19 protein-coding genes are annotated in these 14,085 nt (G+C 53.7%); 1 reads left to right on the top strand and 18 read right to left on the bottom strand.

Annotation, left to right across the window (positions count from 1 at the left end; translation table 11 throughout):
- Nucleotides 1–4: 4 nt before the first annotated feature.
- The 18 genes from NF212_RS06535 to NF212_RS06450 all read right to left on the bottom strand — a co-directional run bounded on the left by NF212_RS06535 (nt 5) and on the right by NF212_RS06450 (nt 12,981).
- The gene (locus NF212_RS06535) at nt 5–379 is read right to left on the bottom strand and encodes a phage tail assembly chaperone (protein WP_434359916.1); all 375 of its coding nucleotides are present in this window, start codon (nt 377–379) and stop codon (nt 5–7) included.
- A 10-nt stretch (nt 380–389) separates the two neighbouring features.
- On the bottom strand, nt 390–887 hold the full coding sequence (locus NF212_RS06530; protein ID WP_434359914.1) for a phage tail protein: 498 nt from the start codon (nt 885–887) through the stop codon (nt 390–392).
- Nucleotides 888–1,037: 150 nt separating this feature from the next.
- Nucleotides 1,038–1,394: a tail completion protein gp17 gene (gene gp17, locus NF212_RS06525; protein WP_434359912.1), complete on the bottom strand. Its 357-nt coding sequence runs from the start codon at nt 1,392–1,394 to the stop codon at nt 1,038–1,040.
- The gene (locus NF212_RS06520; protein ID WP_434360843.1) at nt 1,391–1,864 is read right to left on the bottom strand and encodes an HK97 gp10 family phage protein; all 474 of its coding nucleotides are present in this window, start codon (nt 1,862–1,864) and stop codon (nt 1,391–1,393) included. Before NF212_RS06520 ends, gp17 begins: the two co-directional genes overlap by 4 nt.
- 2 nt (nt 1,865–1,866) lie before the next feature.
- Nucleotides 1,867–2,184: a phage head closure protein gene (locus NF212_RS06515; protein ID WP_434359910.1), complete on the bottom strand. Its 318-nt coding sequence runs from the start codon at nt 2,182–2,184 to the stop codon at nt 1,867–1,869.
- Nucleotides 2,184–2,480 (bottom strand): head-tail connector protein, encoded by a 297-nt coding sequence (locus tag NF212_RS06510; protein WP_434359908.1) that lies wholly within the window; start codon nt 2,478–2,480, stop codon nt 2,184–2,186. The genes NF212_RS06515 and NF212_RS06510 overlap by 1 nt, the downstream gene beginning before the upstream one ends.
- Before the next feature lie 3 nt (nt 2,481–2,483).
- Nucleotides 2,484–2,666 carry a hypothetical protein gene (locus NF212_RS06505; protein ID WP_434359906.1) on the bottom strand — a complete coding sequence of 61 codons (183 nt, stop codon included), beginning with the start codon at nt 2,664–2,666 and terminating at the stop codon, nt 2,484–2,486.
- A gap of 43 nt (nt 2,667–2,709) precedes the next feature.
- Nucleotides 2,710–3,960 carry a phage major capsid protein gene (locus tag NF212_RS06500; protein ID WP_434359904.1) on the bottom strand — a complete coding sequence of 417 codons (1,251 nt, stop codon included), beginning with the start codon at nt 3,958–3,960 and terminating at the stop codon, nt 2,710–2,712.
- A 15-nt stretch (nt 3,961–3,975) separates the two neighbouring features.
- Nucleotides 3,976–4,707, bottom strand: coding sequence for a head maturation protease, ClpP-related (locus NF212_RS06495; protein WP_434359903.1), 732 nt, complete (start codon nt 4,705–4,707; stop codon nt 3,976–3,978).
- On the bottom strand, nt 4,700–5,938 hold the full coding sequence (locus NF212_RS06490; RefSeq protein WP_434359901.1) for a phage portal protein: 1,239 nt from the start codon (nt 5,936–5,938) through the stop codon (nt 4,700–4,702). Before NF212_RS06490 ends, NF212_RS06495 begins: the two co-directional genes overlap by 8 nt.
- Nucleotides 5,938–7,602, bottom strand: coding sequence for a terminase large subunit (locus NF212_RS06485; RefSeq protein ID WP_434359899.1), 1,665 nt, complete (start codon nt 7,600–7,602; stop codon nt 5,938–5,940). Before NF212_RS06485 ends, NF212_RS06490 begins: the two co-directional genes overlap by 1 nt.
- A 3-nt stretch (nt 7,603–7,605) precedes the next feature.
- Nucleotides 7,606–7,995 (bottom strand): hypothetical protein, encoded by a 390-nt coding sequence (locus tag NF212_RS06480; RefSeq protein ID WP_434359897.1) that lies wholly within the window; start codon nt 7,993–7,995, stop codon nt 7,606–7,608.
- Nucleotides 7,996–8,228: 233 nt separating this feature from the next.
- On the bottom strand, nt 8,229–8,546 hold the full coding sequence (locus tag NF212_RS06475) for an HNH endonuclease (protein WP_434359895.1): 318 nt from the start codon (nt 8,544–8,546) through the stop codon (nt 8,229–8,231).
- Between the two features lie 262 nt (nt 8,547–8,808).
- Entirely contained in the window at nt 8,809–9,063 is a 255-nt protein-coding gene (locus NF212_RS06470) for a hypothetical protein (RefSeq protein ID WP_434359893.1), read from the bottom strand.
- Between the two features lie 6 nt (nt 9,064–9,069).
- Nucleotides 9,070–9,474, bottom strand: coding sequence for a 3TM-type holin (locus NF212_RS06465; RefSeq protein ID WP_054676513.1), 405 nt, complete (start codon nt 9,472–9,474; stop codon nt 9,070–9,072).
- Nucleotides 9,471–9,950, bottom strand: coding sequence for a M15 family metallopeptidase (locus NF212_RS06460; RefSeq protein WP_434359890.1), 480 nt, complete (start codon nt 9,948–9,950; stop codon nt 9,471–9,473). The genes NF212_RS06465 and NF212_RS06460 overlap by 4 nt, the downstream gene beginning before the upstream one ends.
- Nucleotides 9,951–10,121: 171 nt before the next feature.
- Nucleotides 10,122–10,478, bottom strand: coding sequence for an antiterminator Q family protein (locus NF212_RS06455; RefSeq protein ID WP_434359888.1), 357 nt, complete (start codon nt 10,476–10,478; stop codon nt 10,122–10,124).
- A gap of 211 nt (nt 10,479–10,689) precedes the next feature.
- Nucleotides 10,690–12,981 (bottom strand): dynamin family protein, encoded by a 2,292-nt coding sequence (locus NF212_RS06450; RefSeq protein WP_434359886.1) that lies wholly within the window; start codon nt 12,979–12,981, stop codon nt 10,690–10,692.
- A 200-nt stretch (nt 12,982–13,181) separates the two neighbouring features.
- Between NF212_RS06450 and NF212_RS06445 the strand changes: the two genes are divergently transcribed.
- Nucleotides 13,182–14,012: a hypothetical protein gene (locus tag NF212_RS06445; protein WP_434359884.1), complete on the top strand. Its 831-nt coding sequence runs from the start codon at nt 13,182–13,184 to the stop codon at nt 14,010–14,012.
- The last annotated feature ends 73 nt before the right edge of the window (nt 14,013–14,085 follow it).

The raw sequence follows: 14,085 nt of genomic DNA, 5'->3' as shown, positions 1-14,085 counted from the left end.
CCGGTCAGTTTCCCTCGCGCCCTTCCACCAGGACGGCGCGGTAGGTGTCCATCACCGCCGCTGCCGCACCGGGGATCTCGTCACAGAGCTGGGTGACGGTCTCTTCGTTGAAGGGCACATCCAGATCCCACCCGCAAAGGATGGACATCAGGTGCCTGGCATTGAGCGCGGTGGACACCGCCACCACTTCACTGACCATTTCCAGCCCTTCCAGTTTTTCCATCGAGGATTCCACCTCTGCCATCAGGGCAACCAGCTCGGTACGGGTCCGGTAGGTAAACTCTGCCCGGATAACCCCGGTGTCACCGCCGGGCAGCGGGACAGACACCTCACGGGTAAAGGTGCGGGGCGGCTGCCCCAGCACAATTTTCTGGCTCATGGCTCTGTCCTTATGCGCTGTAGCGGGTAAAGCGGGACACCAGGCTGAAGGTGGCAGAGACTGCCATCAACTGCCCTTTGGTGGTCGACGGGGTTTCATTGAGTGACACATAGGCGTGGTAGTAGAGCGTGGAGCCACCGGGCAGGGTTGCCCTCAGCACCCGCTGCTCACGCGCATCACTTGCTGCCTTGAGGGCAAGGAATCCCGGCAGGGTGTCATCGTCGGCTATCGACAGGGTCAGGCTAATCGGTGAGGTCTGCGTGGGGATCTGGCTTTCAAAGTCGTTCTCCAGGAACGAATAGGTCAGGAACTGCTGCTCCCCACCGGAGGACTCCGAGCTCAGGATTTGGCTCACCTGGACCCAACTGTCCACCTTGGCAAGGCTCCCCGCCCCGCCGCCTGCCGGGAAACGTTGCAGGTCACGGGTATCAAACCCGGAAAGCTTGTTGCCGGTCCCGAGTTTCGCCACCCGGTCGTTGATGCCACTCCAGCCGCTTTGGACAACCACCACATCGCCGGGATTGAGGTTCGGGGTACCCGACAGGGTCGGGACTGCCTCCTCGGCATTGGACAGGGCGGTCATGGTGACTGCCGCCGCGGTGTTTGTCGCCAGGGCAAACAGGGTGCCATCGGGAAGTTTTACTGCCATGGGGCCTCCTTATACCGGGTGCCAGATGCTGAAATCCTGCATCCGGCCCCGAAGGGTTGCATTGGGATCATCATCAAAAATCGATTGGGGCTGGCTGAGCGCCGAGGCGGTGACCGCATCGGATGCCAACAGCGCCGCTTCGAGGTTTTCCATCAACTGGCTGACTGCCACCGCGGACGCCGCCCAGCCATTGACCTGGATGGTGGAATGGGCAAGCGGCGGTTTGCTGCGGTCCATAAACGCCAGTGCCCGCCCGCCGGTGCGTTGCCACACCACATAGGGCAGCGCCGCGTCCACAGGCGCTCGGTCCGGGTAGGTGTCTGCCACTTGGGACAGCACCGCATACAGGGTTTCTTCCAGGGTCATAAGAGGTCCTTTAACAGCACCGCTTCCCCCTCAGCCAGCGCGGTATCGCGCCCGGCCTCAATCGCCGGGCGCATAAACGGGGTTGCCGGTACCTGGCGGGGGGACGGAAGGGGCTTATGCGTGTTGGTGTACCAGACACCGTCTTTGAGGTAACGGGCATAGCGCTGGACATAGCCGTATTCGACAAGGTGCCCGTGCGGGGCAGTTGGCAGCCCGCCCCCACGGGTACGCCAGGACACGGCATACACCGCAATCCCTCTCTCATCCACCGAGCTCTCATCGTCATAGACCTGGTATATCGCCGCCAGCAGGTTGCCGGTGACCCGGTTAAGCCGAAGCACGTTGGCACGGGCCTGGTCATAGAACACCTGCGCCATTGCCTGGGCTGCCGGACGGGCGTTGCCTGCCAGGGCCTGGCTGTCCGCCTCCAGCCCGGCTAACAGGCGTTCAATATCGACCTCCACCTGCATCGTCACACGCGGCGCTCCGCCACCAGCTCCATAAAGGTGCGGTGCGTTTCATCGGGCAGGACCGCGTTGATAAACCAGGTGTCATTGCCATACACCACCCGCATGTCGGGGGTGATGTCTTTGCGGTAGCGGCAGCGGATACTGGCCTGGACGGTTGCCGTCACCCTGTCACGCTTAATCAGCTCGGCCCCGCGCAGGGTACGGATGTTGGCCCACAGCACGGTGTGCGTGACCCAGCCCTCAACCGGTTGCCCGGCACTGTCACGCCCGGGCAGCGGCTTTTCCACCGTCACGCGGCAGTTGAGTTTGCCAATGTCCATCAGTTCCCCCGGCTGTAGTCGGTGTACTTGTCGAGCATCCGGTCATAGAACGGCACCTGGTTCAGTGCCATGTCTGTAGAAAGCCCCCGGTAGTGATGGAGCTCTGCCACGGCAACCAACAGCCAGTGGCGCACCGCCGGTGGCACGTAACCGTATTCGGCTTCAAGCTCAGGCAGCGAGCGCATCAGCCGGGCTTCACAAAGGTCTACCGCGGTGTCGATAAGTGACAGCAGGTAGGCATCACTGTCCCCGTCATCGGCTTTAAGGTGCTCGCGCAGGGTATCAAGGCTTATCACGGGTTACTCCAGCACCACGGTCTCAGCGCCCTGTTTGTCCGCATGGGCAAGCGCATCCTTGTGCGGGTCGACATCCCCGTTCGCTTCCAGGGCCTCAATCAGGGCAGCGTCCGCTTCGACGACCTGCCCAATCTCCACGCCGTAAGCATGGATGTCATTCAGCGCAACGGCTTTTCTCTTTGCCATGGTTTACTCTCCATAAAAAAAGGGGCCCGTAGGCCCCAAACCGTCAGGTGGCGGAATTCTGGTAATACTTCACCGCCCCGCCCGCATCGATGAGGTTGCCCCCCATACGGCGGAAGGCGACAAAGCCGACCTGCCCGCGCAGGGTGAAGGCAGAATCGGTCATGCGGAACAGGGTCAGGTCCATCACATCCCGGATGATGTACTTGGACAGGTCCCCGAACAGGATGGAGCGGGCATTGGCTGCCATCGGGGCCATGTGCTGGTTGATGGTGATGTTCCGGTTGAGGATGCGGTCCGGTGCCCCGCCCGGGTTGCCCTGCTCATAGCCGGGCACAAATATCGGGCGCCCCTGACCGTCCTTGATTTTGCGCACCGCTTTTAAGGTGTCGTCATGGAACATAAACGACGCCTGGCTGCGGTATGCCGGGTCAATGCTGTGCTCAAGGTCAACCAGGTCATCATAGGTGACCGTGGTGGTCTGCCCGGTGGTGCCCACCTTGCCGGCCCCGCTTTGCGGCACAATGCCGTGGGGCTGGTTGGTCCCGGTACCTGCGGTGAAATGGCGGTTGCCAATCCGTCCGAGGCGCACCGCCAACACGTTGCGGATATAGCCTTCAATGTCGATGAAGCTGTCCTGCAACAGCTCCCACGGCAGGGCGATGGACTTGGACGAGTACTTGAACACGTCCAGCGTCTTGTTGCCAAAGCCAGTGTCAGAGGTGGAGGTCAGCTGGTTCTGCCCGACAATCTCACCCTCTTCCATGGTGGCGTCGGCGGTAGGGAAGTTCATCTGTGAACCGGTCCCGGTGCGCAGGGTGGTGGCCACCTGGCGCATCCCGCCAAAGGCTTTCATCGCCTCTTCAAGCGAGGTGTTGTACTCCGGCGACGTGGTGTAACCGCCTTCCGTGTCCGTGGTGGTGCTCATCGCCGCCCGGATATCCGCGTTCTGGTGTGAGCGCATCATCTCGAGCTGGTCCGCGTTGAGGGCGGACAAACCACTGGAGAGGTAAGCCCGCAGCGCCTTGGACATGTCACTCTGTTTATCCGGTGCCAGGGTATGCTGGTCACGGATAGCCGCCGGGTCGCCGTCACTGACTTTCTCAGAAATCAGGTCCTGGATGCGTTTCTCCCGGGCAATGTTGGCATCAATGCCTTCGAGCGTTGCCAGGATCCCGTCCATCTTGCTCATGTCTTCCGCTGACATCGGCTTGTCTGCCGGGTATTTTTCATTCAGCGCATTGGCTTCACGCGCAAGCTCTTCCCGTTGCTCGCGCATCGCTTTGAGTTTTGACATCATCTTCCCCTTGAATTAATGGTCTGCGCGGGCGCAGGTGTTGAGGTATTTCAGGCGTTGTTGTTGGCGGGCGCGGTGCCCGGTATTGTCATCCGGGCGGTTAACCCGGTTTAGGAAGGCATCGAGGTTCCAGGCAACAGGCTTCACCGTATCGCTGGCCTCAAAGATTCGGTCTGCAAACCCGTGCTCAGTCGCTTCATCCGCGGTGAACCAGGTTTCCTCAGCCATCCACCGGGCAATGGTGTTTTCGTCCTGACCGGAGCGCCGGGCATAGGTCTGGGTGAGCGTGCTATCGAGTTTGTCCAGCAGTTGGGCGGCATGGCGCATGTCATCGGCATTGCCCAATGCGACAGACCAGGCTTTGTGGATCATCATCATGGCCCCGCTGCCCATCACGATGTCGTCCCCTGCCATGGCAAGGAAGGACGCGGCGGAAGCGGCAAGCCCGTCGATATGGACGGTGACGGTGGCGCGGTGTTCTCGAAGCGCCTGTTCCATCACCCGGGCACCGAACACACTGCCGCCCGGGGAGTTGATCCGCAGGTGAATATGGTCGGTGTCCAACGCTTTCACCGTGTTGTAAAACCCTTGCGGGTCGACCCCGCCAAACCACTCGGCTTCCTCCTTGTTCGCCACGATGGCGTCATACAGCAAGATATCGGCGCTGCCGTCCGTGTTGTCTTCAGCGTGGAACTGGCGGTTGTCGGTCTGTCGGTTGCTGGCAAGCAGCTGGAGGTATCTATTCATCGTCCCCTCCTTCGGGTAATTCGGGGGCAGCCTGGTCCGGTCGCCACAGGGCATCCCCGTCCGGATCCGGTGGCAGGTTTTCCCGCCGGCGCACTTCGTTGATTTTCATCCAGCCGGGCTCCCCCGCTCGCCCAAGGGCGGAGCGGTAGGCTTCATAGCGGGATTTGACGTCGCCACGCTCGAGGGCAGCGGTGACATGTTCGAGAAAGTAGCGGCTTCGCTTGGGCCAGAGCTTGTAGTTAAACTCCTGGGCAATCTGGGTCAGGTGCGGCAATAAGGTGTAGCGCACAAACCCGGTCCCCATCGCCTCGAGCCCGGATTGCCAGGAGGTGGACTTTTCCGTGTGCCCGACCATATGGGGCGGCACCCCGAATATCCGGCAGATTTCCTGTACCGTGAAAAGCCTCGACGCCAGGATTTCCGCATCCTTGGGGTTGATGGAGAGCTGCGCCGGCTCAAGCCCGCCCGAGAGGATAAGCGGTGCCCGGGAGCCGTTGGCTTTGGCAGCCAGTGACGCCCGCAAATCTTTAAGCTGGCTCTCATTGAGCCGGGCGGCAGTTTTGAGGGCATAGTCAAAGGTGGCCCCCTCATGAAAGAACTTCCCGCTCCACTTTTGCGCCGCCACCGCGTTGCCCACCGCTTCACGGGCAGCGTAGGTAATGGGGCTGGGGCTGGTCAGCCCGTCATAGCCCAGCGAGGTCAGCTGAATCACATCGGCAACATCGAGGATATCCTGGCTGCCGTCTTCCCGGGTGACGCGGTAATACTTGGTCCCGCCGGGTTTGTCCCGAAACGGCTCCACCTTGTTGGGATGCAGCGGTCGCCAGCCAACGATGCGGGAGTTGCGGTACCGGGCACGCAACAGCTCAGCGTAGCCGTCACCGTAGAAGAACTTTGCCACCATCAGGTACTGCCAGGCATCGGCACTGGACATCTCGGCGTTGGCCCGTTCGTTAAACAGCCAGTTGTACTCGTGGTCCGTATCCTGGTGCGCATCCCCTATCCGCTCAAACACCTTGAAGGGCAGGGATTTGATGCCGCCGGCAATCAAGTCTACACAGCGGTAGACCGTGGCAACCTTGATTGCTGCATCCGGCGTCACCTTCTCCCCTGACGAGGACTGATGGGCAAGCCCCAACAGCCCTGTCAGCTCTTCCAGGGTCAGCTCACCGGTTGTCACCTCGCCCACCGCACTGCCCTGGGCGTTGAAAAGCCTGCTGAGCCATCCCATTACACATCCTCCAACACATGGACCTGGGGCAAGGCTGCCCCTTCCGGGTTCTGCGCCATACAGGCGGCAGCATCAAACACCGCCATCAGCGGGTCGATTTTGGCGGTACCGGATTCCTGCTTGGTGATCATGATGGCGTTGCCGACCGGCTTGGTGCGGGCATTCCCCACACACCAGGCCATCATGGCGCTGCCGCTGTGATGCAAGGTTTTGTCCGCCAGCCGCCGCTCCACCGCTTTGATGGCACTCATCATCTTCCAGCCCTGGGGTACGCCGATAAGCAGGTTTTCATCGATACCGGCATCCACCAGCGCCTCCACCGTTGAGCCCAGCCCATGCTGGTCAACCCCGATTTGGACCAGCAGCCCGGAATCTGCCACCATCACCACGTAACTGACGATGTCTGCCAGGTCGTCCCCGACGTTCCCCACCAGGGTGAGGTCACCGTCCTTCTCAAAATCCTTAAAGCGCGGCGCCTCCTGTTTGCGGCGCTCCAGCACCACCGGGTGCGCCCAGGCGTGGGTCCACACCAGCCAGTCCTGGGTCCGGGCATCACGCCCCATGATGGCAAGCCCGTAAAGGTCATCCAGTCCCCCGCCGTCAATGCCCACGGTCACCGCATCGGCGCGGCGAAGGAGCTCGGTCAGTGACAGCCTGCCGCCACACGGCGCCCAGAAATCCGCCCCGACCCAGCGGTCGTTGCGAAGTGCCATGCCGATTTCGACATTGAGGTGCTTGGCAAGGAAACCCAAAAGGCTCTCTTCACCGGCAAGCTGCGCCTTGCCCAGTTCCCGCTCCAGGAATTCGTTGTCCACCGACAGCCCCAGGTTGGGGTTGGTGACGTAGAAGTTTTCGGTGTTAAGGTGCTCGCCGGCTGCCAGCATCTCATCAGGGAACTCGTAAAGGACCGGGAGGAAGCGGTTGTCACTGACCGCGCCGTCACGGACTTCCCGGGCGTAATTGAGCTTGGATTTGAACACCCCTGCCGGCGGCTTGTCCGACTGGGTGGTGAGGTAAATAACAAACCCTTCAGGTCTTGAGGCCAGCCCGCCCGTGGCCTCACGCAGCATGTTTTCTGCGTTGGCTTTTGAGCCGAACAGCCACAGCTCATCAACAAGGATACCTGTGGCTTTTTTGCCGGAGACCGTTTCGTTGTCTGCTGCCACCACCTTGAGCACCGCCCCGGTGTTGCGGTGGGTGATGGTGCGAAGGTGATCCTGGACGATGAACATCTTTTGCAGGCTTTCGTCCGCCGCGACCATGTCCCGCGCCGGGGCAAAGGAGTTGTTAGCGACCTCAATGGTTGGCGCCAGGATGAGAAATTCTGCCGAACGCCGCCAGTTCAGGGTCAGCGCCGTCATCATGATGGCGGCAGCACTGGAGGACTTACTGTTCTTTTTGCTTATCAGCAGGAAAAACTCAGTGATCAGCCGCCTGCCGGTATCCGGGTCATAAGCGCCGAAGATGGCTTCGACAAAGCCCACCAGCCAGTCGCGGGACGACTCCCCAAGCGTTGGCATACCCGGCGCATCCACAATACGCAGCCGGTTGAACACCGCCATCGCGGCCTCGGCTTCCTCCGGGAAAAGAGGCGGGAAAGCAATCAGTGAACCCTGCCGGACAATGCGTTCCTTCCAGTCCGGGCAGGCGGTGGTCCACGGCATGGCTTAGCCTTTCACCGCCTTTAACGGCACAGGACGCGGTTGAAACGGGCCTGCTGCCTGTTCTTCTTTAGCCTCTTCCGCCTGGCGTTCTTTTTTGCCGACCTTACCGGCATTTTCGTTATAGCCGCACTGGGTCTTGAGGTAGAACAGCAGGCAAGGCACAGAGAACTTCTGTTCGTTCTGGCCCAGGGCACAGTCGAGCAGCTTTTGCTCCGCCCGTTCGTTCTTGATGGCTTTCGCCTCTTCAAGCTGGCTTTTGTAGTGCTCATGGACCGTAGAGCGGGACACACCGAGGGCAGCACTGATTTGGCTGACAGACTGATTCGCACACGCCAGCTCCAGGACAAGATTTTGCGTCTTATCGGTGGGTGTATGCTTGATAGATTTACTCATGGTCTTTTTTTGTAAAATTGTCGCTAAGTGCGAAACCCTTTTTGTGAAAAATAATCTCTGCGTGAGGTACAGGGGTGGTTACAGCCCGGTTGCCTATGACTTTCCCTACCCCCCTCCATTAGCAACCAGCCCCAGCCTTTAGCTACAGCAACAGTGTGAATGACAAGCACAGGTATTCACCGGACACCAAACGTTGGTATCCGGTTTATCGGTTATGTCTGAGGGTGTGTGGTCTAGGTATCGGACTGGAGCTTGCGCACGGCTCTCATTGCCGCATCAAATGCGGTTTTCTGTTTATGGCATTGTCTACACAGTGCCTGAAGGTTTGCCCGGTCATCGGTTCCCCCCGCTTCGAGAGGAATGATGTGATCCACTTCTCTGGCTTGTGTTGTTCTCCCCTCTGCCAGACACTGGCGGCAAAGCGGCTCTTCCAGCAGGACAAGCTTTCGGATACGCATCCACTTATCACCTCGGGTGCGTTTGGACTCAGGCTTGGCTTTCTTCACCCTGTCTTGGGTCTTCCCCAATGGGCGGGGTTTAAGTGATTTCATACCAGCAGAAAAAAGCCCGGTGCTTTAAGCCGGACGAAAAGTGGACAAAAAATACAAAACGCAAAAAACACAAAAGTAACTACAGCGATGACAATAAGGACATTCAAACTTCGTTCTTAGACACTATCCATCCTAGCCACCCTCAAAACGTTTGCCTCACTAAAAGGTCATTTGAGACACTTTGAGACACATCGATTACGGGCTATGCGATCGACCTCATATTCCTTAGATTTAATATGGGTATCCCTGCATAGGTGGCACGCTATTTACGCTGCTCAATCAGCCTGTCCAGCTTGTTGTTAATATCACGAAGGTTGGTCTTCAAGTCTCCAAGGGCATTGTCTGTCCTTACCCGCTCCTGTTTGATTTGTTCCCTGACAAAGGCAATTGCCTGGGCGTTCTGCTCAACACGGCGGTCAACTGCCGATGCCCAGGAAAACACAGATATCGCAATAATCACTGTGCTGATAAGGTGACCCACACTGATGGTTTTATCGATGTGCCATTGGCTGGACATTGAGGCTTAATCCTTCTTCATGACTTCAGTAACTTTAGGGATGACCTTTTCAGCAGAGCGCCCCACTACGTAGCCGCCCAGACCAATTTGCAGCAGCGTCCACGCTTCAGGTGCCAGGCGGAATTGCGTGAGACCAAAGGTATCCGCCACTACCAACCCAAGGAACGTCAGCATGGTAATCGGTCGCCAGGTGCGCTGGAGCCAGCTTTGCCCCTGCGCCTCGGCAGTAATCACTTTTGCCTTGGCTTCAAGCAGCCTTGCCTCATACTCCATGACCTTCACGGCGATGGCGTTCTGAAGCTCGAACATCTTGGCTTTGACCTTAAGGCGTTCCTCTTCACTGGTATGGAGCTCATCCACCAGTTCAGTAACAGGGCTAACGAGGCCAGTAAGGAAATTCCAGATACTCATGCTGCCTCCTGGGTGACAGGGTAATAAGCGCGTGGCAGGTGAAAGTGCGGACCGTCCAGCAGGGGTTTCCTGCCCTGGGCTTTCTTGCGTTCTATGTAGGCAGTCTGCGCAGCATACAAATCGTCCACGCCGTTAATCATCTGCCAGCAACCGCCCCAGGTTAAAGGAACATCCAGCTCATCCGCCGCATCGCGCATGGCTTCAGCAATTTTGAAGTAAAGGGGCCAGCTCCATTCCACACCGCCATCCACCCAGGCACCGAGGTCAACAGCGTGGCCTGTCAGGTGACGGCTGTCGAGGGTGATGGACGCACCAATGGCAACCAGGTGCTTTTGCCGTACCAGCAAGCGGACACCTTCCAGTATTGTGAAATCCACCGGCGTCAGTTCAATTGCCCGCTTTACCACTCGGACCAAATCCGGGTGGACACCTATAAGGGTTTGAAGGGATCGGTTTCCGAGAACAAAGGTCATCATGGTCTCCAGAAACAACGAAACCCGGCGCTTTGGGGCGACCGGGTTTCAAATACAACAACGCCCCGGAATTAACCGAGGCGCACGATGTTCACTGTATAGGAAAAAGCATACTTGGATGGCGCCACATGCGTCAAACAGTGAAACGCCAAAACCGGGAAATTAAATTTTTGGCTACCTGAAACCGTATACGGACATATACAAAATGCCGTCCACCCAGGATATTCCGCCGTTAACCAAAACAGTCGCTTTGCTGTGGTGACAGTTTAGCGTTCTTGCCACATGGCGGATATTACAGCCGGAATATAAATACTCGACCAGGGCAGTATGGGTTTCCTTGTCCCAGGTTTTCAGCTCAGACACAATGCTGTCTACGGTCAAGGCTTCGTCTTCCGTCACGCCCCAGTCGTCATGGGGTCTTGAGACGGCGAATAAGCTTTTAGACGGGTATCCTAAATAGGTGCCAGTGTCCTTTGACCACCTTGCCCAGCCGCAGAGCATGTCTAATGTTAAGTGGGATTTAATTTCCATCTCACTCCTCCACAATCTGCACTTTCACCATGTGAATAAGAAACTTTATATCTGACCTTAATGCAAGTTTATTGTTCGCATTTTCTCTATAGTCAAAATTAAAGCAATGGGATAATGTCTCAATTGTTCATATGAAAAAATGAGTTGACCATTGTTTGCCATGATCAACTCAATCTCATAAAACACTATTAAAGTGTATGGTTTACGCCTATCAATTACGTATAGTGGATTTCAATTTCTCAATCAATCCAATACAAACTTCTAGGGTCGAAATGTCGTACTCTGTATTTGCTTCTTTACGAAGTTTTTCTATATATGCATCAGTATCTTTAACTAGGCTATCGACACCAAAGCGAACAGCCTGAGTTGTACTTTCCCAGAACTTTCTAATCGGGTCTTCAAGCTTGGATTCAGTCCCCTCTTTAACCAGAGCATCACGAACTTTTTTACCCAAAGAGCTTTGCCAGTCTCGCCCAACAAGACGGTATATACCATAGCTCAGAATTCCCGCTAAGATCATACCAACCACAACTGGACCACCGATTGCTGCAACGAAAGATGTTGTCGACGTAACACTACCCGTTATGCCAAGCGACGTTAGCCAACCAGCCACATGACCAACTAGAATATACGCTCCTAAATTACTAGAAATATAAGTCGAAACATATAATGACATGGCACCGAGGCTAGTTAACCCAGTCATACCACCAATAAAGGCAGCTCTTGCATCAAATGATGATACGTTAATATTACTTAGACCTTCAATCGAATCGACATCCCCCAATCCTATTGCAGACATATTGGGTGCAGCTGATTGCCATTTCGTTATTAGAGAATCCAACTCTCTATTGAAGTTTTCCCCGCTTGATTTCAGTGTTTGCTCAACTTTAGTATTGAGCTTTTGACCAATTAGAGCCCCAATGTTGTTTGTTGCTTCTTTTTTGTCATCATAGTTGGTTCGAATCATCCCAGCCAAACCCTCAGCACTCATGTGAGAGTTGTAGTAATTCAAAACTCGTTCTACATCTTCGGACTTGCGAGATGAGCAAGATGAGATCAAATTGTCAAAACATTTTGTGATCTCTTTAGATTCTTCACGAAATTTTGCTTCTTGCTCATCTAACTCCTTTACACGGGCCTGAACTCCTTGCTTTTTAGACTCGAGTTCATTCTGTGCATTGGTGAAGACCTTGATAAGCTCATCATTTAAGCGTTGAACCGCATTTTCGACGAGTTTTTCATGGTTTTCATTCAGATGATCTGCCATCGATAGTATTTCATCGAACAATGCATTTTTGTACTCAAGTGTTTCTCTCCAGAAGGGGAATGTACGACATTCCAAGTCTGATGAGCTCGGTTTGATATTTACCTTTCCATCTTCAAACCAAGGCTGAAAAATAAATTCAGTCATCTGCTTGTTTAAGCGTTTATATGCATTTCGCGTTGCTCTATTGATATCGTCGGCAGTAATAGAGTTATGACAATGTGATGCAATAATAGCTATGTGTTCAAGTTTTGCATCTGGATTTACAGGCTCTCTGTAGCGAGCAATTTGTGTAAAGAATGCAAAATCCCTGGAGTCAAAAAAACCATTAAAACGAGATACAAACAACATACCATCTATGAGTTCGACACCCGTTAGCGCTTTTTCGGTATCACCAGTTTCTTCTTCGTTTAGATGTCCGGGAGTATCTAATAGCCAGATGTTTTTTAAGATTTCTGCGCTCGAAAATACAATTGCGATGTAAGCTTCTTCGTTAGTACCTTCTTCATAATCATGCACACCTAACTCGTCTAATAGCGAATAGTCCCCTTTTTGAATAAGGAACTGATTAACAAGTGAGGGATCATTAACCATGTGAGGCAAGAAACCTTTCTTGAAAACAGCAACAGAGCAACCTGACAAAGATGCAGGCTTGTCATCTTCATGCACGATCAAGCTCACAACGCTAGTAGCAGGCTGATATGATTCAGGCAAAAATCGAGAACCCAATATGGTATTCAGTATCGTGGTTTTTCCGACATCATAGTGACCGAATACACCGATTACAGGTTTACGATACAAACCTTTTAGAGTGTCTTTTGCCCCTTTTAACCGTTCATCAAGGTTCAATTCTTTAAGGTAAGGTTCATCACAGCTTTGAAGGATTCCTGATGCATCACGAACTCTACTTAGCGCACCTTCGATCAGTTCAGAAATTTGTTTTTTGCTTTGATTTGTAAGGCCAGTATCCATCGTTGTATCTCCTAACTGACTGGATAGCTCTTTCAACTTGGCGTAAAACTCCCCTTCTTCACGTCCTAACGCGGTCATATACGCCGCAATGTTAATAGCAGTAGCACTTAAAGGATCTTTTTCTAGTCGTGAAACTGTTCGCTGATCTAGGTGGCATTCATGCCCAATGAAGTTTGACCTTTGGGCAACATCTTGTTGGGACAGTTGCGCGACCTCTCGTAGTGACAGGAGGTATTTCGACATCTGCTCTTTCAGGGATTTGTCCATTGTTCTCACCTAGTCGCTTTCTATATGCATAATATTGCATTGATTTTCATTGCATGCAAGTCATTCAGACACATTTGTCTAATCTGAGTTCACATATGTGATATTGGCTAGACAATATTATCTGAGTCATTGTTTTTTTATTTTTGTATGATAAATATAACTTCGATATTTCAGTTGGTTAATCTAAGGTGGGTTTTGGTATGGAACAAGATTTGTGCGCTACTGAATCAAGTGATTCAAAAGTCAAAGCAGAAAATCAGATAAGCAGCCTGCTACAAGGTTTTCAACCCAAAGGCAATCAAAGCGAAGTTGAAACCTTCCTACGCGAAATGACCGAGGCGTGGTCAGAACAGTTAAATACACATCAGGTGGAACAAGAAACCGCCACCCTAGATAACTGTCTTGACATCATTCAGTCAGCGATGAATGCGATAATGAACAATAAAAAAGATGTGCCTACACCAAAGACTGTCGACACTATCTCAATTGGTGAGTTTATCGCCGAGTACTGTGTAAGCCGTGTCACCCCTGCTTACTATTTCTATCTAGATGTTGAATCGTCACTTTTGGACGACTGTGGCTACGCAGTTACAGAAAGAGATTTAGTTCTACACAAGAAGAAGGGGGTGAAAAAATTTGAGAATGCAGCTAAAACATATGCTTATGACCCGCGTCACGATAATCATGATTTCACAGGCATGCATGATGTACTCACATTGATAGACACCACTGTATGGGGCTCAGGAAAAACAGGGTTCTGTTTCACTCATAATTATGTTGTTTTTAAGGATATCGGGTATTGCCACGAACTCTATTATTACAACAACATTGAAAAACTTGGCGTAGAGGATGAGGAGTTTTACATAAGTGGCAAGTCCACCCAGGGTAGTACGCTTGACTACCTGAAGTATAATTCTCACAAAGCCACACCTGCACTAAAGACCATGTGTCAGTGTGTCACAGATTACATTTCACAACCTTCATATCAGATTTTGAGTTTCTTAAAGAAAAAGGTTGGCGAAAAAAATTAGGTTTGACCTGATTTGAGTACTGATGCGCATTACTTGGAGGCTCTTAAAAGAGCCTCTTAACATAGATATTCTC

This window comes from Parasalinivibrio latis, assembly GCF_036825535.1.
Lineage (GTDB): Bacteria > Pseudomonadota > Gammaproteobacteria > Enterobacterales > Vibrionaceae > Parasalinivibrio > Parasalinivibrio latis.
This window is presented reverse-complemented; position numbering and strand designations above follow the sequence as displayed.

Bases quoted from the DNA above. Each gene is read 5' to 3' on its own strand.
- NF212_RS06465 (WP_054676513.1), bottom strand. From the start codon at position 9,474: ATGAGTATCTGGAATTTCCTTACTGGCCTCGTTAGCCCTGTTACTGAA.
- gp17 (WP_434359912.1), bottom strand. From the start codon at position 1,394: ATGACCCTGGAAGAAACCCTGTATGCGGTGCTGTCCCAAGTGGCAGAC.
- NF212_RS06460 (WP_434359890.1), bottom strand. From the start codon at position 9,950: ATGATGACCTTTGTTCTCGGAAACCGATCCCTTCAAACCCTTATAGGT.
- NF212_RS06485 (WP_434359899.1), bottom strand. From the start codon at position 7,602: ATGCCGTGGACCACCGCCTGCCCGGACTGGAAGGAACGCATTGTCCGG.
- NF212_RS06445 (WP_434359884.1), top strand. From the start codon at position 13,182: ATGGAACAAGATTTGTGCGCTACTGAATCAAGTGATTCAAAAGTCAAA.
- NF212_RS06470 (WP_434359893.1), bottom strand. From the start codon at position 9,063: ATGTCCAGCCAATGGCACATCGATAAAACCATCAGTGTGGGTCACCTT.
- NF212_RS06535 (WP_434359916.1), bottom strand. From the start codon at position 379: ATGAGCCAGAAAATTGTGCTGGGGCAGCCGCCCCGCACCTTTACCCGT.
- NF212_RS06490 (WP_434359901.1), bottom strand. From the start codon at position 5,938: ATGGGATGGCTCAGCAGGCTTTTCAACGCCCAGGGCAGTGCGGTGGGC.
- NF212_RS06455 (WP_434359888.1), bottom strand. From the start codon at position 10,478: ATGGAAATTAAATCCCACTTAACATTAGACATGCTCTGCGGCTGGGCA.
- NF212_RS06495 (WP_434359903.1), bottom strand. From the start codon at position 4,707: ATGAATAGATACCTCCAGCTGCTTGCCAGCAACCGACAGACCGACAAC.
- NF212_RS06505 (WP_434359906.1), bottom strand. From the start codon at position 2,666: ATGGCAAAGAGAAAAGCCGTTGCGCTGAATGACATCCATGCTTACGGC.
- NF212_RS06500 (WP_434359904.1), bottom strand. From the start codon at position 3,960: ATGTCAAAACTCAAAGCGATGCGCGAGCAACGGGAAGAGCTTGCGCGT.
- NF212_RS06515 (WP_434359910.1), bottom strand. From the start codon at position 2,184: ATGGACATTGGCAAACTCAACTGCCGCGTGACGGTGGAAAAGCCGCTG.
- NF212_RS06475 (WP_434359895.1), bottom strand. From the start codon at position 8,546: ATGAAATCACTTAAACCCCGCCCATTGGGGAAGACCCAAGACAGGGTG.
- NF212_RS06480 (WP_434359897.1), bottom strand. From the start codon at position 7,995: ATGAGTAAATCTATCAAGCATACACCCACCGATAAGACGCAAAATCTT.
- NF212_RS06450 (WP_434359886.1), bottom strand. From the start codon at position 12,981: ATGGACAAATCCCTGAAAGAGCAGATGTCGAAATACCTCCTGTCACTA.
- NF212_RS06520 (WP_434360843.1), bottom strand. From the start codon at position 1,864: ATGCAGGTGGAGGTCGATATTGAACGCCTGTTAGCCGGGCTGGAGGCG.